Annotated in this window: 19 protein-coding genes; 17 read left to right on the top strand and 2 right to left on the bottom strand. The window is 33.5% G+C overall.

The features are described 5' to 3' along the window. Positions 1 to 128 precede the first annotated feature (128 nt). Positions 129 to 713 carry a histidine phosphatase family protein gene (locus tag CDLVIII_RS12490; protein WP_009169805.1) on the top strand — a complete coding sequence of 195 codons (585 nt, stop codon included), beginning with the start codon at positions 129 to 131 and terminating at the stop codon, positions 711 to 713. A gap of 71 nt (positions 714 to 784) precedes the next feature. Beyond that, positions 785 to 919, top strand: coding sequence for a hypothetical protein (locus tag CDLVIII_RS32520; protein WP_278245916.1), 135 nt, complete (start codon positions 785 to 787; stop codon positions 917 to 919). A 348-nt stretch (positions 920 to 1,267) separates the two neighbouring features. On the opposite strand, the gene CDLVIII_RS12500 is transcribed toward CDLVIII_RS32520, so the two are convergent. Beyond that, complete coding sequence (locus CDLVIII_RS12500; RefSeq protein ID WP_009169806.1) at positions 1,268 to 2,212, bottom strand: IS982 family transposase; 945 nt, start codon at positions 2,210 to 2,212, stop codon at positions 1,268 to 1,270. Positions 2,213 to 2,566: 354 nt separating this feature from the next. On the opposite strand from CDLVIII_RS12500, the gene CDLVIII_RS12505 reads away from it, so the two are divergent. The 13 genes from CDLVIII_RS12505 to CDLVIII_RS12565 all read left to right on the top strand — a co-directional run bounded on the left by CDLVIII_RS12505 (position 2,567) and on the right by CDLVIII_RS12565 (position 17,090). Next, positions 2,567 to 3,313: an FIST N-terminal domain-containing protein gene (locus tag CDLVIII_RS12505; RefSeq protein ID WP_009169807.1), complete on the top strand. Its 747-nt coding sequence runs from the start codon at positions 2,567 to 2,569 to the stop codon at positions 3,311 to 3,313. Between the two features lies 1 nt (position 3,314). Then, positions 3,315 to 3,722, top strand: a complete 408-nt coding sequence (locus CDLVIII_RS31985) for a hypothetical protein (protein ID WP_242835907.1) — start codon at positions 3,315 to 3,317, stop codon at positions 3,720 to 3,722. Between the two features lie 710 nt (positions 3,723 to 4,432). Then, on the top strand, positions 4,433 to 6,121 hold the full coding sequence (locus CDLVIII_RS12515; protein WP_242835990.1) for a carboxylesterase family protein: 1,689 nt from the start codon (positions 4,433 to 4,435) through the stop codon (positions 6,119 to 6,121). A gap of 651 nt (positions 6,122 to 6,772) precedes the next feature. Beyond that, on the top strand, positions 6,773 to 7,135 hold the full coding sequence (locus CDLVIII_RS12520) for a MerR family transcriptional regulator (RefSeq protein ID WP_009169809.1): 363 nt from the start codon (positions 6,773 to 6,775) through the stop codon (positions 7,133 to 7,135). A 235-nt stretch (positions 7,136 to 7,370) separates the two neighbouring features. Further along, positions 7,371 to 7,727 carry a carboxymuconolactone decarboxylase family protein gene (locus tag CDLVIII_RS12525; RefSeq protein WP_009169810.1) on the top strand — a complete coding sequence of 119 codons (357 nt, stop codon included), beginning with the start codon at positions 7,371 to 7,373 and terminating at the stop codon, positions 7,725 to 7,727. 145 nt (positions 7,728 to 7,872) lie between these two features. Further along, positions 7,873 to 8,925: an FIST N-terminal domain-containing protein gene (locus CDLVIII_RS12530; RefSeq protein WP_009169811.1), complete on the top strand. Its 1,053-nt coding sequence runs from the start codon at positions 7,873 to 7,875 to the stop codon at positions 8,923 to 8,925. Between the two features lie 20 nt (positions 8,926 to 8,945). After that, positions 8,946 to 9,905, top strand: coding sequence for a methyl-accepting chemotaxis protein (locus CDLVIII_RS12535; RefSeq protein ID WP_009169812.1), 960 nt, complete (start codon positions 8,946 to 8,948; stop codon positions 9,903 to 9,905). A gap of 194 nt (positions 9,906 to 10,099) precedes the next feature. After that, positions 10,100 to 10,996, top strand: a complete 897-nt coding sequence (locus CDLVIII_RS12540) for a helix-turn-helix domain-containing protein (protein WP_009169813.1) — start codon at positions 10,100 to 10,102, stop codon at positions 10,994 to 10,996. Positions 10,997 to 11,323: 327 nt separating this feature from the next. Beyond that, entirely contained in the window at positions 11,324 to 13,054 is a 1,731-nt protein-coding gene (locus CDLVIII_RS12545) for a carboxylesterase family protein (RefSeq protein ID WP_009169814.1), read from the top strand. 408 nt (positions 13,055 to 13,462) lie between these two features. Continuing rightward, the gene (locus CDLVIII_RS12550; protein ID WP_009169815.1) at positions 13,463 to 14,602 is read left to right on the top strand and encodes a low temperature requirement protein A; all 1,140 of its coding nucleotides are present in this window, start codon (positions 13,463 to 13,465) and stop codon (positions 14,600 to 14,602) included. Positions 14,603 to 14,740: 138 nt separating this feature from the next. Further along, on the top strand, positions 14,741 to 15,211 hold the full coding sequence (locus CDLVIII_RS12555; protein ID WP_009169816.1) for a flavodoxin: 471 nt from the start codon (positions 14,741 to 14,743) through the stop codon (positions 15,209 to 15,211). A 69-nt stretch (positions 15,212 to 15,280) separates the two neighbouring features. Further along, positions 15,281 to 16,183, top strand: a complete 903-nt coding sequence (locus CDLVIII_RS12560; protein ID WP_009169817.1) for an alpha/beta hydrolase — start codon at positions 15,281 to 15,283, stop codon at positions 16,181 to 16,183. 4 nt (positions 16,184 to 16,187) lie between these two features. Continuing rightward, on the top strand, positions 16,188 to 17,090 hold the full coding sequence (locus CDLVIII_RS12565; protein ID WP_009169818.1) for an alpha/beta hydrolase-fold protein: 903 nt from the start codon (positions 16,188 to 16,190) through the stop codon (positions 17,088 to 17,090). A 278-nt stretch (positions 17,091 to 17,368) separates the two neighbouring features. Here CDLVIII_RS12565 and CDLVIII_RS12570 read toward each other — a convergent pair whose 3' ends face one another. Next, positions 17,369 to 18,019, bottom strand: coding sequence for a TetR family transcriptional regulator (locus tag CDLVIII_RS12570; RefSeq protein WP_009169819.1), 651 nt, complete (start codon positions 18,017 to 18,019; stop codon positions 17,369 to 17,371). A 157-nt stretch (positions 18,020 to 18,176) separates the two neighbouring features. On the opposite strand from CDLVIII_RS12570, the gene CDLVIII_RS12575 reads away from it, so the two are divergent. Both CDLVIII_RS12575 and CDLVIII_RS12580 read left to right on the top strand, forming a co-directional pair. Then, positions 18,177 to 19,028, top strand: coding sequence for an aldo/keto reductase (locus tag CDLVIII_RS12575; protein ID WP_009169820.1), 852 nt, complete (start codon positions 18,177 to 18,179; stop codon positions 19,026 to 19,028). 36 nt (positions 19,029 to 19,064) lie between these two features. After that, positions 19,065 to 20,153 (top strand): alpha/beta fold hydrolase, encoded by a 1,089-nt coding sequence (locus tag CDLVIII_RS12580; protein ID WP_009169821.1) that lies wholly within the window; start codon positions 19,065 to 19,067, stop codon positions 20,151 to 20,153. The last annotated feature ends 198 nt before the right edge of the window (positions 20,154 to 20,351 follow it).

The raw sequence follows: 20,351 nt of genomic DNA on the forward strand, positions 1-20,351 counted from the left end.
TGACCTGGTGTTAACTCAAAGTGATAAACTATATACAGAATAAAGAAACATAAGTGAAATTAGAAACTACATGAATATTTGCAATAAATTATTTCGGAAAATATTTGAGTTTAAGGTGGAGAAAACATATGAAGAAAGTATTATATCTAATGAGACATGGACAGACTTTATTTAATATTAGAAGAAAAATTCAAGGATGGTGTGATTCGCCATTAACTGAATTAGGTATTGCTCAAGCAAAAGTTGTAGGGCAATATTTTAGAGATAATAATATTATATTTGATCATGCTTATTCATCTACTTTAGAAAGGGCTTGTGATACTTTAGAACAAGTTACAGATATGTCTTATACAAGAGTAAAGGGGTTAAAAGAGTGGAATTTTGGAAAGCTCGAAGGGGAGAGTGAAAATTTAAATCCAAAGATTCCTTATGGTGATTTTTTCATTCAGTTCGGTGGCGAAGGTGAAATGGAAATGAGAGATAGAATTTCCAATATACTATTAGAAATCATGAATAAGGAAGATAATCAAGTTGTATTAGTAGTTTCCCATGGTGCTTCATGTAGAGGTTTTATGAGAAAATGGGCACATACTAGTGATGTTACTCAAAAAGAAAGAATTGGAAACTGTTGCATATTGAAATTTGAATATGAAAATAATGAATTCAGACTCATAGAAGTTATTAATCATAATTTTGAAAATCTCAACCAATAAAAATATGTCAAATGCCAATTGCTTCATCAAATTATTGGGATCAAATCCATGTTTTCACACCTAAAGATGTTATGAAAGACGAGGAAGGTGTAAGAATTTTTAAAGTACTAGCTAATAATATAACATGCTTATTAAGTGCAAAAAAAAATAATATTGAGATGTTTGAAGCTTTAACTGGTTCAATGACAAATTTTATTCGTGATTAAGTAACCAATAGTATTAAAGGATATGACAATAATTAGAAGTTCTTTCTTAAGTTTATATATCAGGTTTCTTAAAACTAAAATGGCTCTTATTCTTGATTATATAGAATAGAGCTATTTTTTGATGCTTTGCATGGGAATAAAGTGTTTTCTTGTTTATCTGTTATTTGTGATGGGGTTTTCGCAAAAAAATCTATAAAATATATAATTTTATCTGTAATATATGTATTTATTAAATTAACTCGTTGTGCTATATAAGATCAATTCCTTTATGTGCTTATATTTACTTGTTATACCAATAGATTAATGTATAATGCGCCCATAAAAATAATATTTAACTTTATGGATATATTATCCAAACAATAACTGTTTTATTTTTAAAATATCCATACTTTTTCTTAAAAACTTATTTATAAAGCAGCATATATTATGAGCTAATATTTTTGTTTCAAGTCTTGCTAATAATCCTAATCTTGATTTAGCAAGTACCTTAGGTACATTTAATTGCTCTGATAATTGAGAGTTAACTGTTTCGATTAGTCTTCGTTTTTTGAATATTTGCTGCCTTAATTTTTTTGGTAGCTGTATTTTACTATTGTTTCTTTTTAAAGATACAAGGTTTATGCTACGCTCTGAGTATAATTCAGTATGAATACTGTTACCAATATATCCTTTATCACCAAGTATAGTTAGATATTTTGCATTATCAGTTAATTCCCATAGTGCTTCTCTATCATCAATACTTGCAGATGTTAATATGAAGTCTGTTATATAACCATCAAATGTGATTAAAGAGTGTAGCTTAAATCCATAAAAAGTTTCCTTTTTGGAAGCACACTTACCGTAGGCGGCGTAGCCCGTGAATGTTTTGTGAAATCTTGCTCTGCCAAATTTACAAGCATAAACTGGCATACTATCTACAATTCTAAAACAATCATATTGCAAACTAATAAATTTTGTAAGACTATGCCTTATTAATTCTATTGTTCTATATAATGCCCTTCGGGTTCGATTAAATCTAGTTCGACTACAAAAACTTGGGAATAGTTCTTTTAAATTTCTTTTACAATATCCAAGCCAAACTTTTTCTGAATCAATAGACATAAGTTCACCCGAAAGCGAGAGTGTTATTATTTCACTATCATTCATTATTGAATTTTTACTGTTTTTACGGTTTTTAATGTATGCTGGAGTTACTTCTTGGTAGATGTCATCAACAATAACAAATATGACAGTTATAAAATCTTTTAAATCTTCTATAGTTGTGATAGAATCTGTCTTGTAAAGCTCTAGCATATATGTATTTCCCCCTTCATTGATTTGGTGGTACTTTTCAATGATAGGGTAACATACTATGCTAGAGTTTTTCTATCTGTAAATCTTTCTAAAATTTCAACTAGCACAACGAGTTAAATTAACTTCCAAATGTTATCCTTACGTAAAAGAATCAAAATGAGAAGTTGGAATAGAGTTATAGTTGTTATTTACTAACAAACAGCTTCATCAGCACAATGTACAATATATTTTGTGCTGATCTGTTCTTATATTTATTAGTCAAGTTTATTTGACTTCTTAGATTTTACTCGCAAATAGGATAAGTAAAAGATAGGTATGATAATAATCAATATAAATTTGAAAGGAGATTTATTTATGGAACAAAAAATTGGAACAAGCCATAGTGGTAATTTAACTGAAGCAGTAAAAGGATTTGTTAATCCTTCTTTAATTATACTATTATCAAAGAAAAACAAATTTGAAGAACATGTAGAAGAATTAGAACAATTGTATCCAGGTGTTCCAAGTATCGGATGTACTTGTACTAGTTATACAAAGTATTCCACGATTGAAAATGGGGTAACAGCAATTGCATTTTATGATTGTATTAGTGTAGCGGCTAATGTTATATTAGAACTTTCTTCTATGCCAGTTAAGTATATTAGTCGAATGGAAGAGGATATTAAAAAGGTAAAAGCAGAGTCACAAAATACAATTTGTATTGATTTTGCTACAGGAAATCACAGCCGGCTAATGACAACGTTAGGAAGTATCTTAGAAAATAAGAATATTTCTTTAATAGGAGCTGGTGTTGATTGCAATAAGGTTTCTTGTAATGGTGTTATATATGAAGATGCTTATGCATATGCGTTTATTAAGAATAATGGAAGGATAAAAGCTTTTAAGGAAACTATTTATAAACCAACTGATTTAAAAATGGTGGTAACTAAAGCGGATTCAAAAAAATATATCCTTTATGAATTAAATGGCAAACCAGTAGAATCTGTTTATTGCGATTATCTTAATATTTCACCAAATAAAATAAACACACAATACTTTCAAAACCCATTAGGAAAATGGGTTGGTGATGAGTTTTACATAATGGGTATTGGTCAATTATAGGATGGAGCATTACAATGCTATAAAGGAAAAAGAAATTATAACCAATATCGTCAAGACAATCAAAAATGAGTTTAGTCAGAATCTTGATGAGTATAGTCAGGAGCTCATAGTTTCAAATATTGAAGCATTGCTTAATTACTCTAAGCGTTTTTATAGCAGGCAATTCATCACCAGAAGTACTGTAAATAGAGATGCAATTACACGTTTTAATATACTGATTGGAGATTATTTTAACTCAAAAGACTTAGAGGAGAAAGGAATACCTAATGTTAAATATTTAGCAAGTGAAATGGGATATTTAACAAATTATTTAAGTGATTTACTAAGGAAGGAAACTGGTAAGAAGACGCAAGAACATATTCGACTGCATTTAATTGAAAAAGCAAAAACTTTACTCCTCTTTGAATAAGTTATTTTCCTTTCAGCAAATGGTGCCCAAGTTTAAATTTGAACGCCATATTTATATTTTTTCAGTATTTTTTGAACTTTTATTTGTTGATTAAACACATGTGTTTCAACTTGATTTACTGCTGTAACAACTTCATTGAACTGAGCAATGTCAATTAACAATAATTAACTTTTGGCATCGATGATACAAGACGATACAGGTGGAGATTTATTCCTAAGTTTAATTGAGTTACAACTTTTGGGTTTATACTGAAGAACTTATTGAAACTTCTGTTAATTTGAATAGCCCTATATAATTTAAGTATAAGGATTGAGGTTATTTATTCAGCGAATAATAAAAATTTGGGAAGATTTAAGTTATAGTTGGATATTTCGAATAGAGAGAATATTGAATAAATAAATGTAAACAAATAATATTGATCTTAACTGGAATTGAAAATGCCAATTAAGTGTCTAATATACGTAAAAGTTTTAATCGAAGAATATACAACTTCGTTTAAAATAAATAATATTTAATAGAAAAGGAGGAATTGAAAAGAATTACCTATAAGCTTTACTTTAAGTAACAGTGTTGTGTACAAGCTTCGCAGCTCAAGCAGCAGTGTCTGATCCAATGAAGGCTTAGAAATTCTGAGAGATTATTTTGAAGAATGGAGGAAACAATCTATGAGAAATAACAAACAAATTATTTTGACCGCATTGGCTAGTGTAATGACATTTTCTCTTTTAACTACTTTCGGCATAACAGAAAAGAACTCTGTTGCAAAGGCTTCGACGACATCGGTAGAAAGTGAAACAGAAAAATCTGCGGTAATTTCTGCAGGGCCTAATATCGCTGTTGTTCAGACAGAGGCTGGAAAAGTTCAGGGATACAGTAGGAATGGCATTTATACCTATCATGGAGTTCCCTATGCTGAGGCAAAAGAAAGATTCGTTCCAGCAGAGAAAGTAGAGCACTGGGATGGAGTCAAACTTGCTTTTAACTATGGTCCGATATCACCACAACAACAGAGTGCAGGCGGATCTGATAGCAGTTGGGAAAACCCGTCCAGACAGTTTGCAATGGACAATAACAGTCAGAATCTGAACATCTGGACACCTGGTATTAATGACAATGCAAAGAGACCGGTGATGGTATGGCTGCATGGAGGTGGATTTTCAACAGGATCATCTGCACAAACAGCTGCTTATGATGGCGCAAATCTTAGCCAAAAGGGAGATGTTGTAGTTGTCTCAGTAAATCATCGACTTAATGTTCTTGGACATCTTGATCTTTCTCAATATGGTGAAAAATATAAATATTCTGAAAATATTGGAATTACAGATATCGTAGCTTCTCTTAAATGGATCCGTGACAATATTACACAGTTTGGTGGTGATCCTAATAACATTACGGTATTTGGAGAGTCAGGTGGAGGAGCCAAGGTACTTGCACTTATGACAAGTCCATACGCAAAGGGACTTTTCCAGAAAGGAATTGTTGAGAGCGGTGCGACAGAAACAATGGGAGTTAATTTTACTTCAAAGGAAGCCAGTAAAAGGGTGACAGAACTTACACTTCAAAACCTTGGAATTACTGCGGATCAGATAGAAAAATTGCAGACTATTCCATATGAAGAACTGTCACAAGCATCTGACAAAGCACTTCAGCAGACAGCAGAAGAACTTCATATTCCAGCAGCGCTTGGGGCAGGATATGGATTGTCATGGGAACCGGTAGTAGATGGAGACTATATGCCTACAAGTCCGGTCACAGAAAAAGGATTTGCAGAAGCTGGTAAGGATGTACCGCTCTTGATTGGCTCAAACCTCACAGAGTGGACAGATTTTTCACCAATAATGAATATGGCGAAAGCACAATCAGATAATAAAAATACATGGACCGAAGAAGAAATTGACAAGCATCTGAAAGAAACTTATGGAGATAAGGCAGATGAAATTGTAAATGCATTTCTTAAAGCATATCCTGATAAAAAGAAAGCAGATGCATTATATATTGATTCAACTACAATTAGATTGCCACTTTTAAAGATTATGTCCCACAAGGCAGATCAACAGGGAGCACCTGTTTATTCCTATGTTTTCAGCTGGGAATCTCCGGTTATGAATGGTGTTTTCACATCATACCACACATCCGAAATACCATTTGTATTTAACAATATAGATAAAGCGGATACAACGATCGGTGGAGGTGAAGATGCCAAAATTCTAGAAGAACGCATGAGCCAGGCATGGATAAGTTTCGCAAGGAACGGTAAACCAAGTGCCGACAATTTACCAGAGTGGGAAGCCTATGACCGTCAAGGTGGTGCGACAATGATTTTTGATAACAAGGTGAAGCTTGTGCATAACCATGATAAAGAACTTATGAAGCTTCTGGCACCAAATTATCAATATTAACATTTTGCCAAAGATGTTTCTAAAGCCTTGCTATCGTAAATAACATAACAGGATTTTAGAGATATTGGAAAAATGTAGAGATAGGCTGTCAACATTTTTTCATACACTTTTTATCCATTAAGTAAAAAGTTAAATTTATGATTTATATAAATCATTGAAAATGCAAGATTTAAGTCGCTTTATTTGTACTCTATGTGCAAAAATAAATTCCACATGTTGCTATTTTGCAAGATTAAGTTCGTGGCAACGAATTACACTATGTAGCTAAGTGTTATTTAAGTGCGGTCTTATCTGGAGAAATTTCTACCAATTTAAGGAGTTTGTGCAACTTGTTATTTAAGCATTAGGGACAGCTTAAACGGGAGGCAGCCGTTTAGACTGTCCCTTGCTGTGTTCTGTTAATATGATTTGTTAAAAGAGTTATCATCTTACTGTGTATATTAATCTAGGCTGTATCCCTTAGGAATTACATATCGTATGTGTTCATGATTTTTTGCTAAGAACTGTTTGGGTTGAAGTAATAATTTTTTGTACAAATCATAAAAATAACGTAAAAGTAAAAAATATTGACATTGAGTTAACTCCAAAAAGTAGAATTTGGTTAAGTTTAAAATTCAATAAAAATAACTAAAAGATAGAGGGTGAAATCGTATGACGATTAAGGAGGTAAGTAAAAAATTTGATCTTTCACAGGAGACACTTCGTTATTATGAACGTATAGGACTAATTTCTAATGTTAACCGTAATAGGGGTGGAATTAGGAACTACACTGAAGAAAATTGCAAGCGGGTTGAATTTATCAAATGTATGAGAAGTGCTGGCCTTCCTATAGAAGTCTTAATTAAGTATGTTATGCTGTTTCAACAAGGAGATGAAACTATTGAAGAAAGAAAAGAGCTGTTAAAAGAGCAACGTGCACAGTTAGCTAAAAAAATGGAAAACATGAAAAAAACCTTAGATCGTTTAGATTATAAAATAGAAAGATGTGAACAAGGAATAGTTACAAAATCATGATGACTTATTAAAACATCATGTTAGTGAATGCATAGAATGTGGCGCATGTATGAAAAACTGCTCATTTAATATAGATATAATAAATAAAATGGAACAAGCAAATCAGTTATTTGGTAATTAACCATGGAACAAGTAAATTGGAAAAGAGAGACATTCTTAGTCTTCAGATAATGCATGAAGACCAAGAAATGAGAAAAAGTGTTTAATAGAAAAGAAAATAAAGGAGAGATTAAAAATGGCAATTACAGATTTTTCAAAAGAGTATCATGAGAGTATGTTTCCAGGATATGAATCAAAGTTCTTAGAAACAGACCCAGAATTTATTGAGTTTTTTTACAACTTTGCATTTGATGAAGTTGTAAAACAGGATAATTTAGATGATCATACTAGAATGATAGCAATTATTGCAACCTTGATTGGATGTCGAGGGATTGATGAATTTAAGGCAATAGTACCAGCTGCACTTAATTTTGGAGTAACACCAGTAGAAGTGAAAGAAATTGTGTATCAATCCGTAGTTTATCTTGGAATCGGAAGAGTATTTCCATTCCTTAAAATATATAATTTTATCTGTAATATATGCATTTGTTAAATTAAATTCTAATGTTATTCTTGCGTTAAAAGAATGAAAATGAGAACTCGGGATAGAGTTATAGTTGTTTTTTACTACCAACCAAATAGGACAAGTGAAGGATAGGTATGATAAGAGTAGATATAATCTGAAAGGAGATTTATTTATGAAACAAAAAATTGGAATAAGTCGAAGTGGTAATTTAGCTGAAGCAGTAAAAGGAGTTGTTAATCCTTCTTTAATAATACTATTATCAAATAAAAACAAATTTGAAGACCATGTAGAAGAATTAGAACAATTGTATCCAGGTGTTCCAAGTATCGGATGTACTTGTACTAGTTATACAAAGTATTCCACAATTGAAAATGGAGTAACAGTAATTGCATTTTCTGATTGTGTTAGTGCAGCTGCTAATGTTATATTAGAACTTTCTTCTATGCCAGTTAAGTATATTAGTCGAATGGAAGAGGATATAAAAAAGGTAAAAGCAGAGTCACAAAATACAATTTGTATTGATTTAGCCACAGGAAATCATAGCTGTCTAATGACAACTTTAGGAAGTATTTTGGAAAATAAGCATATTCCTTTAATAGGAGCTGGTGTTTATTTCAATAAGGTTTCTTGCAATGGCGTTATATATGAAGATGCTTGTGCATATGCGTTTATTAAGAATGATGGAAGGATAAAAGTTTATAAGGAAACTATTTACAAGCCAACTGATTTAAAAATGGTAGTAACTAAAGCAGATTCAAAAAGATATATCCTTTATGAATTAAATGGCAAGCCAGCAGAATCTGTTTATTGTGATTATCTTAATATTTCTCCAAATAAAATAAACACACAATACTTTCAAAACCCATTAGGAAAATGGGTTGGTGATGAGTTTTACATAATGGGGATTGGTCAGTTACAGGATGGAGCATTGCAATGCTATAAAAGAATAAACAATATGGATATCATTTCAATTTTAGAGTTAGATGATTATAAACAGGTTATTAATAATACAGTAACTTCAATTAAAAAGGACATGAATCATATATCAGGGATTTTTTCTATGAATTGCGGAGGTCGATATACATTTTTTAGAAATGAAAATTATTGGGACGACTATTTAAAAACAATGAATTTTACTGATAATCACGTTGGAATTGTAGCAATGGGAGAGCATTTTAATTCACAACACGTAAATTTAACAATGGTATGTTTTGCATTTGAATAAAGTTTGAAAGGAGAACTTTTATGAATTTATTTCAATCTAGAAATAAAGATAAAGCTCACGATATAATTGAAATTAATAATGTCAAGGCCCCAAAAGATATTTCACCTATTGTATATGCTATTGATTATCTTAAGAAATGCACCGAAAATTTAACTACAGAAGAATTAAATACATCAGAACAGATTCGTAAAATTGAATTATCATTTAAAAAAGTTTTAAATGACAATTCCAAACTAAATGAAGAAATTGATAATAATTTTAATAATATCCTTTCCAAGATAGACATTGCTTCAGGAGGATTTGAAGAAGTTAAAAATGATATTATCAAATCTATTAATAGAGCAGAAACACAGGGAAATGTTTTAAAAGAAAATGCTAACAGGGTATATGCTAGCTTTAATGAAATGGATAGTGTCTTTAAAATGTTACAAAATTCGGTTGACGAAATTAAAAAATGCACAAATGAAATTGTAGGTATCGCAAATCAAGCGAATATGCTATCACTTAATGCATCTATTGAGGCAGCAAGAGCTGGAGAAAATGGAAAAGGATTTTCTGTGGTTGCAGAAGAAGTAAGGAAATTATCAAGTGAAATAAAAAATTTAGTTTCATTTGTGAAAAATAGTGTTGATGATGTAGAAAATGGTACAGAAGAATTAAGCAAAGCATTTAAAACTTCACAAAAAGTTTTAGAAAATGGTGGGCAAAGTGTAGATGATACAAATGAAATTTTTAATGAGATAAAAAATACGGCAATAAAGCTCGATGATGTGCATGCTGAAATTTTGAATGCTATTAATGAGTCTTCGAGTGGAATGCAAAAAATTGATGATTATATATCAGCATCACAAAAATCTTATCATAATATGACAGAGCATATAGATATGATTAATAAATTTGATACTAGAAAAAGTGTCCTTTTTGAAAATATAGATAATATGACTGAACAATTGGAACCATTGTTAAAAGAAGATTTATAAATAACCTATGAATCAATCTAATATATCCAGACTGGTGGGGAACGATTTCTATGCCTGTATGTACATTTATAGGTTGGTAAGTAAGTTGTTGGAATAATATGTAAAATAGATAAATTTATCTGATATATATATTTAATGAACTCACTTCAAAGAGTATGATATTCACTACTAGGAAAAGGAGTAAAGGAGTACTTATGAATAATATATTTAGAATCGATTTAATATCTGAGTTGCATGAGGTTGTGGGATATGATAAACCTAAACATCCATTGATTACAATATTGAACTTGAATAAAATCTCTGGTGTAAATGTACCTAAAAATGCACAAACAGTAAGTGGATTGTATACTATAGCCTTAAAACTCAATTGCCCTTTCAAATATGGGCGGCAAAATTATGATTTTAGAGAAGGGAGTTTGATGTCTGCGGCACCTGAACAGGTTGTAATAATAGATGATGAAGATTATAAATTAAAACAGGAGGGCTGGATGCTTTGTTTTCATCCGGATTTAATTAGAAAAAGTGAGCTGGGGCGTAAAATGAATGAGTTTACTTTCTTTTCATATGAAGTCAGTGAGGCGCTACATTTATCTGAAAAAGAAAAAGAAATTATAACCAATATCGTTAAGACAATTGAAAATGAATTGAATCAGAATATTGATGAGTATAGTCAGGATCTAATAGTTTCAAATATTGAAGTACTGCTTAATTATTCCAAGCGTTTTTATGGCAGGCAATTCATTACCAGAAGTATTGCAAATAACGATGTAATTAGACGTTTTAATATACTGATTGGAGATTATTTTAACTCAAAAGACTTAGAGGAGAAAGGAATACCAAATGTTAAATATTTAGCGAATAAAATGGGTTATTCAACAAATTATTTAAGTGATTTACTAAGGAAGGAAACTGGTAAGAATACGCAGGAACATATTCAACTGCATTTAATTGAAAAAGCAAAAACTTTACTCCTCGGATCATCAGAACCAGTAAACAGGATTGCTTATATGCTTGGATTTGAATATCCAGCGCATTTTTCAAAATTTTTCAAGTTGAAGACAGGAATATCGCCTATGGAATTCAGAAAATAAATACTCTTCTGTACTTGTTATTTTTTTGATTGGGCCTAATTCTTTGATTTTTTGTAGTAAAGAATAATTATTTAGGAAATATAAGTTAAAATAATCGGTAAAATATATAACTTTATCTGTAATATGTATATTTAGTGAAATTAATTTCTCGACTATAATTATTCTATGCTAAGTTCTAGTATTCAAGATTACATAACATAAAGGCTATAGCTTTAGAGTTTTGAAGAAATATTAATATTAGGGGGGATTAACTTTTATAGTAGGATAGTTGGTTTTTCAGATGTTATGTAATGAATAATTCAATTTGAAAAATGGAGGAAACAATATATGATAAAGAACAAACAAATTATTTTGCGTGCATTAGTTGGTGTGATGACATTTTCGCTTGTAACTGCATTTAGAATAACAGACAATAACTCTGTTGCAAAAGCTTCAACAAAAAGCGCAACAGAACAATCTGGGACAATCAGTGCAGGGCCTGGTATCGCTGTTGTTGATACAGAGGCAGGAAAAGTTCAAGGATACATTCGCAATGGAATTTATACATATCATGGAGTTCCATATGCTGAGGCGAAAGAAAGATTCGTTCCAGCACAGAAAGCACAGCACTGGGATGGAGTAAAACTTGCTTTTAACTATGGACCAATATCGCCACAGGAACAGACATCAGGTGCATTTGCATTTTTTGAGTCCAACTGGGAAAATTCATCAAGACAATTTACAATGGATAATAATAGTCAGAATCTGAACATCTGGACACCTGGTATTAATAATAATGCAAAGAGACCGGTAATGGTATGGCTGCATGGAGGTGGATTTCAATCAGGGTCATCTGCAGCGATAGCTCCCTATGATGGTGAAAATCTTAGCAAAAAGGGAGACGTTGTAGTAGTCTCAGTAAATCATCGTCTTAATGCTCTTGGATATCTTGATCTTTCTCAATATGGTGAAAAATATAAATACTCTGAAAATGTAGGAATTACAGATATTGTAGCTTCACTTCAATGGATTCGTGATAATATTGAACAGTTTGGCGGTGATCCTAATAACGTTACGGTATTTGGAGAGTCAGGTGGAGGAGCAAAGGTACTTGCACTTATGACAACTCCATACGCAAAGGGGCTTTTCCAGAAAGGAATTGTTGAGAGCGGTGCCACAGAGCCAATGGGAGTTAATTTTACTTCAAAGGAAGCAAGTAAAAGGGTGACAGAACTTACACTTCAAAACCTTGGAATTACTGGGGATCAGATAGAAAAATTACAGACAGTTCCATATGAACAACTGTCACAAGCATCTGACAAAGCACTTAAGCAGACAGCTGACGAACTTCATATTCCGGTAGCCCTTGGAGGAGGATATTCATTATCATGGGAACCGGTAGTAGATGGAGACTATATGCCTACAAGTCCGGTTACAGATAAAGGATTTGCGGAAGCTGGTAAGGATGTGCCACTCCTAATTGGTTCAAATCTAACAGAGTGGACAGCTATGTCGCAAGTATTTAATATGGATAAAGCACAGTCAGATAATCCAAATACATGGACAGAAGAAGAAGTGGACAAGCATCTAAAGGATACTTATGGAGATAAGGCGGATGAAGTTGTACAAGCATTTCTTCAAGCATACCCTGATAAAAAGAAGGCAGATGCAGTATATATTGATTCAATGATTAGACTGCCACTTTTAAAGATTATGTCTCGCAAGGCAGATCAACAGGGAGCACCTGTTTATTCATATCTTTTCAGCTGGGAATCGCCGGTTATGAATGGTGTGTTCACTGCATACCACACATCCGAGATACCATTTGTATTTGATAATATAGATAAAGCGGATACAACGATTGGCGGAGGTCAAGAGGCAAAGATTCTAGAAGACCGCATGAGTCAGGCATGGATCAATTTTGCAAAGACTGGCAACCCAAGTATCGACAATTTACCTAAGTGGGAAGCTTATGACCGTAAAGCTGGTGCGACAATGATTTTTGATAATAAGGTGAAGCTTGTATATAACCATGATAAGAAGCTGCTCTCACTACTTGCACCAAATTATAAATATTAACATCTTGCCAAAGACGTTTCTAAAACCTTGCTATCATAAATCATATGGCAGTGTTTTAGAGATGCTGGTAAAAGTTTAATTTGTACTTTTTCTTGACATAGTACCACATATTAGAAGCATAAGAAATAAATTATGTTAAAAGTCCACGATGCTGATAGCTTCGTGGATTTTTTCAAAATCTAGTTGCAACCTTTGGGTTTATACTGAAGAACTTATTGAAACTTCTGTTAATTCTTAAATTTACTTATAATAAAAATATAAAGAGAGAACTAATGAAGATACAGTAAAATAGTTAATGTTACCAGTGTGAGAAACATGATTTTAAATAATGATGTTGAGATGCTAATACTAGGTTTTCAAGTTTACAGAATTACTGATATTTACTATTTAACTGAAGGAGATTGAACTATGCAGGATAATGTAAAAACATCTTCAGAAAAGTATGAGGTTTCACCTCTTGAGCTGATTTTCGACTTGGTATTTGCGTTCGCAGTGTCTCAGCTGTCATCACATCTACTGGATAATCTCAGCTGGCGTGGAATGGTGGAAATGATAGTAATGCTGGTTGCGGTATACAATGTCTGGTTGTATGCGAGCAGTCAGGCTACGTTCGTACATGTTGGAAAGATTCAAACTCAATGGATGATGATGACAGTGATGCTTTTAGGGCTGTTCATGAATGCCTCTATTAATCATGCATTTGGAGAAGCAGCGTGGACATTTATAACTCCGTTTATGTTAAGCCAGATAGGCATTGGAGTATTTGCGAATTTTACCGCTACTAGAAAACTATTCAAAATTCATTTCTTGAGAATGCTCGGATGGATCTTTGCTTCTGCGCCATTTTGGATAGCAGGTTTGTTTGTTGATAGCGGGCCAAGGCTTATCTGGTGGGGGATTGCAGCGGGTATTGATATCATAGGAACTTGGCTTGCACATCCTGTTCCGGGCTGTGTTCTCGGATTCGATAATGTTGAATTTGATGCAGACCATATGATTGAAAGATGTAGACTTTTTCTAATTATTGCTCTCGGAGAGGCAATTTTTAATGCTGCTGCAGCTTTGTCAGCAGTTTCAATTAATTTGATGACATTGCTTGCAGGAATGAGTTCTTTAATATCAATAGTTGCTTTAGGAGCCCTTTACTTTGGAGGTTCAGATCATATGGTAGTTCGACATGCTGAGGAAACTACAAATCCTATTATGGCTGCAGGGCTTGCAGCAAAGAGTGAAATAGTGACGGTAACGGGAATAATTCTATTTTCGGTAGGAATTGAACTGGCGATTTCATACCTTTATGCGGGAATATCAGCTTTAGGGAGCACTCTTCTATTTGGTGGCCCTATTCTATATCTTATATCGCAAGGATGGTATCTATGGCAGATAACCAAGAAAATTCCATATTATAGAATAGTGGGAGGAATGAGTCTAATGGTAGCAGGATTCATTTTATATTTAATGAATTCATATTTCTCTTTGTTTTTTGTAACAATTTTGCTAGCTAGTCTTTCAGGAGTTATAATTTGCTCTGTAAAAAAGGAAAATTAAAATCAAAAACTGATAAAGAAAGTTGGAAAATAGAATAAAGGACAAATTAAATATTCAGAAACAAGGAACAAGAATGTTTCAAAAAAACAGCATTAATAACACAAATAAATAAGTTTAATTAAGAAAGGAAAAAGATTTATGAAAACTTTAGTTACATACTTTTCCTGGAGCGGAAATACAACAAAAATTGCACAGGATATCGCAAAAAGAACAAATGGAGATCTTTATAGAATTGAAAGAATAACACCATACAGCAAAGACTATAACACTTGTGCTTATGTAGAAGCAAAGGACGAATATGATAATCACAAACGCCCTGCAATTAAAACACCACTTCCCAATATTAATGAATATGATGCAGTGATTGTTGCTTTTCCAATCTGGTGGTACACTTCACCAATGACAGTATCTACTTTCTTTGAGTCTTTTCAAGATTGGAAAGGTAAGAAAGTATATATCTTTGCAAATTCATACAGTGACATCCCAAGTCAGTTTACTAACTCTTTGAATGATGCTAAGAGAAGTGCAAACAATGCAAATATTATCCCTGGACTTTACAACAAAGACATTAAAAATCTCCAATCTTGGTTAAAAAAGAACGAATTCTAATACTATTTTTTGGATAAAAAGAAAGAGTAGATAAATGACATGAAAGTTATAAAAATTTGATGAAAGAGGGTGAAAATCATAAAGATATATGAAAAATCAAAACTTGTAGATATAATAAATGCACCGGAATTTGAAGAATTTGGACAATTTCTCTTCCCGACAGGATACCGGAATCCATATTCGGGGCAGACATTAGATGAAATTGGGCATCTTCTTCCGTGGCACAGTTATATCAATACAGAAAATTCTATAGAAATCCTTGATTATATGCAGGAAAAGGTTAATGAGGGAAAACAGATTTTTTATGATATTTATACTGAAGAAGAAAAGCAAAAGAATTCGAGTAAAAGAGATACCGGTCTGTTTTTCTTCAGAGGAAAAAAGGATGCACCTTTTGCTGTGGTCAATGCAGGTGGTGGATTTGTATATGTAGGATCCATCCATGAAAGCTTTCCGCATGCCATGTATCTAAGCAAGAAAGGATATAACGCATTTGCACTGCAGTACCGGACAACTGGGGCACAGGCTGCATGTGAGGATTTGGCAGCTGCTATATCTTTTATTTTTCGTAATAAGGAAATGCTTGGTGTCAGCACAGAATGCTATTCACTTTGGGGAGGATCTGCAGGTGCCAGAATGGCAGCATATTTAGGAACTTATGGACCGGCTGGATTCGGTGGGGATAGAATTCTTGGACCGAAAACTATAGTGATGCAGTATACAGGACATAGTGAATATTCCAGAAATGATCCGCCAACTTATGTATGTGTTGGAACCAACGATTACATTGCAAGCTGGCAAGTGATGCAGAGAAGACTAAAGGATATGTCTGACTGTGGAATTGATACAGAGTTTCACAAATATAAGGGAATGCCTCATGGATTTGGGTTAGGCATTGGAACTGTGGCAGAAGGATGGATTGATGATGCTATTTCTTTTTGGGAGAGGCAGATGAAAGATACTAAGAGGTGATCGTATGAGTTTAAGAGAAAGATTAGAAAGAAAACAACAGAGTATGACAACACCGATTCCCTACAGCTATTATCAGCATGCAAAGCACCAAGGGAAAATTGTAAAGTTAGAATATGATACGTATGACTATTCAAGAAGAAAACAGTCAATCCGCAAATATGCTTACGTCTATCTGCCATATGGATATGATATAGATAACAGCGATAAGAAATATGACATTTTTTATATTATGCATGGATGGACCATGACTGCAGAGGATTTCTTTAGTTTTGGAAATCCACGTATGAAAAACCTGCTTGATCATATGATCGAGGATGAAATGATCAAGCCGACTATCGTGGTAACACCTACTTTTGACCCGTATAATCAGCCCAATGATTTTTCTAAATCTGTAAGAGAATTGAAAGTCTTTCACAAGGAACTGGTGAATGAACTGATTCCTGCAGTAGAAAGTACTGTACGTACATTTGCCCGAACAACAGATGAATCTGGACTGAAAAAATCAAGGGAACATAGAGCCTTTGGCGGCTTTTCTCTTGGAGCTGTAACCACTTGGTTTACATTTGTTCATAATTTGGATTATTTTAAATATTACCTACCAATGAGTGGTGATTGCTGGATTTTACAGGTCTATGGAGGTATGTATCAGCCGAAGGAAACTGCACAGTATTTAAGAAACTTAGTGCATAATTCCGAATACAACGATAAGGATTTCTATATTTATGGCGCAATTGGAACTCGCGATGTTATCTTAAGGCAGATGGATCCACAAATGCATGAGATGATGAAGCTGACAGATACCTTTAATGAAGGCAACGTATGCTACCAGTTAAAGTCTGGTGGAGTACATAATCTTGAAGCCGTTATGGAGTATGTATATAATGGCTTGCCGCATTTCTTCTGTTAAATGGAATGGAGTTATATGTAGATTAAATAGTATTATGAGTGGATTATATTGAGATGAAGAATCAGATATCCTAACTAGGATCATTATCGATTAGTCTGGGAGTAATAACTGTAAAAGAAAACGAAAGCAAAGAAACGATATTTAAGCCTGTAGACAATGTGTTGTTATACAGCAAAAAATAATGGAAGAAACAGCATGTTAATGGAATAATTTGAAATTAATAACCAATAATATTAAAAGGCAGTGAGGATTCAAATATTCTTCACTACCTTTTAATATTAGTGATTATGTCTATAGTGACTCAAGCACATAAGCATAAAATTACGAAAATTTTGAGAGAAGTCATTTTTAAATTCTGGTAAACCAGCAAGTTTCATTGCTTCTTCAACAAGTGGACTGACATCACAACCGTTATTTAATCCACATGCGTGAAATAGTAAAGTCCAATAAAGAGTAGTAGCTCTATCACTTGATATACAATGACAATGCTTAGTTAAAATTTGTATGATAGGATTAAAACCAGAGAGAACAGTTTTCTTAAATTCAGCTAATCGATCTATAGTAACATTGGTTTCAATAATGGTAGCAAGGATTCCGTAATATCGTAAATAGTCATGATGTTTATCCAGAATACTGGTCCATAAATTGGTAAACTCTTCATCAGTTAAATCATATTTGTCTGAGAAAGCAGATTCTATGTCGGAAAAATAGTTATTCTGCTTTTCTAGATATAATTCCAAGAATATTTCTTCCTTTGTTGTTACATATTTATATAAATTACCGCGAGACCACCCTAATGCTTCTGCTATGGTGGTTAATGTAATATCGTGATAAGTATGATCATGAAAAAGTCGATTAGTCGTTTTTATGATTTCGCTCATGCGCCGTTGTTTTTGCTCTATGCTGCGGGCTCTAATAAATTCAGTCATATATTTCTCCTCCAAATTGAATTTGATTTTAGTGTGACATAAAAAATATATATTTTAGTGTAACATAAAAAAATATAGTTGACAAGAAACGAAACGTCACTTATAATAAAAAAGTAAGAAACGAAACGTCACTTATTAAAATTTGGAGGTAGAAAAAATGGAATTTATAACATTAAACAATGGAATTATGATGCCAATGGAAGGATTTGGAGTATTTCAGGTGCCGGATCCAGCACAATGTGAACAGGCAGTGGTTGATGCAATTCAAGCAGGATATAGATTGATTGATACAGCATCTGCATATTTTAATGAAGAAGCAGTAGGAGCAGCAATAAAGAGATGTGGTGTTCCAAGAGAAGAACTTTTTATCACTACAAAATTATGGGTACAAGATGCAGGGTATGAAGAAGCAAAGAAAGCATTTCAGACTTCACTTGATAAGCTAGGTCTCGATTATCTTGATTTATATATGATACATCAGCCATTAGGTGATTATTATGGAGCATGGCGTGCAATAGAAGAATTATACAAAGAAGGAAAAATAAAAGCAATTGGGGTATGTAATTTTTATCCAGAAAGATTGACGGATCTTTGTTTAACTGCTCAGGTATTACCAGCAGTTAATCAGGTTGAGCTTCATCCATTTTTCCAACAGGAGAATGCTTTGGCAACTATGAAAGAATTCGGTGTTCAACCGCAGGCGTGGGGACCACTTGCAGAAGGGAAACATGGTATATTTACAAATTCAATGCTTACTGAGATAGCTGAGAAGTATGGAAAATCAGTTGCGCAGGTGGTTTTACGTTGGAATACACAAAGAGGAGTTGTAATTATTCCTAAGTCTGTACATCAAAATCGTATCGTAGAAAATCTTAATATATGGGATTTTGAATTATCACAGGAAGATATGAATAAAATTGCAGCGATGGATTTAGGACATAGTGAAATTGTTGATCATAGCAGTCCTGAATTTGTAAAATATCTGCATGGTGCTAAAGTTCACGAATAAGAAAAAGTAGAAATTAATGAAAAAGGGGGGGCATTAATGAAAAAGAGAAAAATAACAACATTACTGTTAACAGGTGTAATAAGCTTGGTATTATTAGCTGGATGTGGAAATATAGCAGCTAAAGATGATACTAATTCAAAAGTTCTGTCTATTGCAGAGCAGGGAGTCTTCTCAGCAGGAGGAACCACAGTGACTTCTAATGGTACATTTAATCCAGAGAACCAGTGGGAGGAAAGTGGAGCAGGACAGACTTCTCATGTAGATCACGCGAATGTACTCTACCAAATTCCGAAAAATAATACAGAACTCCCAATGGTGTTTCTACATGGCTATGGACAGTCGCGTATGGGCTGGATGACAACGCCAGATGGCAGGGAAGGCTGGTCTGATATGTTTTTGAGAAAAGGACACGGTGTATTCCTAGTGGATGAACCGAGACGTGGAGAGGCTGGTATGACTTCTGTAAGTGGTGATATCAGCACAAAGACATTAGATCAGCGCTGGTATACCCAGTTTAGAATCGGACGCTGGGAGGGTGGAAAATCTGTTGTCAATGAAGGATCTCAGTTCCCGAATGATGATGCATCCGTAGATCAGTTCTTTAGACAGATGACACCGGATACAGGTATGAAATCAGATATGGGAGCAGACTTTGATAATAAGACAGTGGCAAAGGCGTTAGCTGCAACAATTGATGAAGTATATAAAAGAACAGGAAAAAATTCTATTCTAGTAACACATTCTCAAGGAGGTGGTCCAGGATGGACAGCAGCTGGATACACAGATCACATTGCAGCAATCATTGCAATCGAGCCAGGCGGAGCACCAGCTGCTGGCTCAGAGGATTTTAAGGCAGTTACAGAGAAGAATATACCAGTGACATTTTATTTTGGTGATTATATCGATAATGGGGATCCGTCCATTCAGGCAACAAAGATGTGGCAGGCAATGCGTCAGACTTGCTATGATTTTGCGGATACTTATACCGCTCAAGGTGGAAATTGTACGGTAGTAGATCTTCCTAAGGAAGGTATTACAGGAAATGATCATTTTATGTTCGAGGATTTAAATAATGGTGTGATAGCTGATCATATTGAAAAGTGGATTCAGAAGAATGTTAAATAAATTTTGAAAATAAATGGGGCTTTTGCAAAATAGATGATTTAACTATGAAGCAAAGGCTCCATTTTTATACCTTAAAATGAAAATGCGGATTCAGAAGAATCTGCAAAAATGGCATAGTTATGCGAAAAACAAAATTATCCACAAAGAATTATACCGAATTTCAGTCATTTTATTAAATTTTTGGACACACTGTTATAG

The sequence above is a fragment of the Clostridium sp. DL-VIII genome (assembly GCF_000230835.1).
Lineage (GTDB): Bacteria > Bacillota > Clostridia > Clostridiales > Clostridiaceae > Clostridium.

Bases quoted from the DNA above. Each gene is read 5' to 3' on its own strand.
- CDLVIII_RS12490 (WP_009169805.1), top strand. From the start codon at position 129: ATGAAGAAAGTATTATATCTAATGAGACATGGACAGACTTTATTTAAT.
- CDLVIII_RS32520 (WP_278245916.1), top strand. From the start codon at position 785: ATGAAAGACGAGGAAGGTGTAAGAATTTTTAAAGTACTAGCTAATAAT.
- CDLVIII_RS12500 (WP_009169806.1), bottom strand. From the start codon at position 2,212: ATGCTAGAGCTTTACAAGACAGATTCTATCACAACTATAGAAGATTTA.
- CDLVIII_RS12505 (WP_009169807.1), top strand. From the start codon at position 2,567: ATGGAACAAAAAATTGGAACAAGCCATAGTGGTAATTTAACTGAAGCA.
- CDLVIII_RS31985 (WP_242835907.1), top strand. From the start codon at position 3,315: ATGGAGCATTACAATGCTATAAAGGAAAAAGAAATTATAACCAATATC.
- CDLVIII_RS12515 (WP_242835990.1), top strand. From the start codon at position 4,433: ATGACATTTTCTCTTTTAACTACTTTCGGCATAACAGAAAAGAACTCT.
- CDLVIII_RS12520 (WP_009169809.1), top strand. From the start codon at position 6,773: ATGACGATTAAGGAGGTAAGTAAAAAATTTGATCTTTCACAGGAGACA.
- CDLVIII_RS12525 (WP_009169810.1), top strand. From the start codon at position 7,371: ATGGCAATTACAGATTTTTCAAAAGAGTATCATGAGAGTATGTTTCCA.
- CDLVIII_RS12530 (WP_009169811.1), top strand. From the start codon at position 7,873: ATGAAACAAAAAATTGGAATAAGTCGAAGTGGTAATTTAGCTGAAGCA.
- CDLVIII_RS12535 (WP_009169812.1), top strand. From the start codon at position 8,946: ATGAATTTATTTCAATCTAGAAATAAAGATAAAGCTCACGATATAATT.
- CDLVIII_RS12540 (WP_009169813.1), top strand. From the start codon at position 10,100: ATGAATAATATATTTAGAATCGATTTAATATCTGAGTTGCATGAGGTT.
- CDLVIII_RS12545 (WP_009169814.1), top strand. From the start codon at position 11,324: ATGATAAAGAACAAACAAATTATTTTGCGTGCATTAGTTGGTGTGATG.
- CDLVIII_RS12550 (WP_009169815.1), top strand. From the start codon at position 13,463: ATGCAGGATAATGTAAAAACATCTTCAGAAAAGTATGAGGTTTCACCT.
- CDLVIII_RS12555 (WP_009169816.1), top strand. From the start codon at position 14,741: ATGAAAACTTTAGTTACATACTTTTCCTGGAGCGGAAATACAACAAAA.
- CDLVIII_RS12565 (WP_009169818.1), top strand. From the start codon at position 16,188: ATGAGTTTAAGAGAAAGATTAGAAAGAAAACAACAGAGTATGACAACA.
- CDLVIII_RS12570 (WP_009169819.1), bottom strand. From the start codon at position 18,019: ATGACTGAATTTATTAGAGCCCGCAGCATAGAGCAAAAACAACGGCGC.
- CDLVIII_RS12575 (WP_009169820.1), top strand. From the start codon at position 18,177: ATGGAATTTATAACATTAAACAATGGAATTATGATGCCAATGGAAGGA.
- CDLVIII_RS12580 (WP_009169821.1), top strand. From the start codon at position 19,065: ATGAAAAAGAGAAAAATAACAACATTACTGTTAACAGGTGTAATAAGC.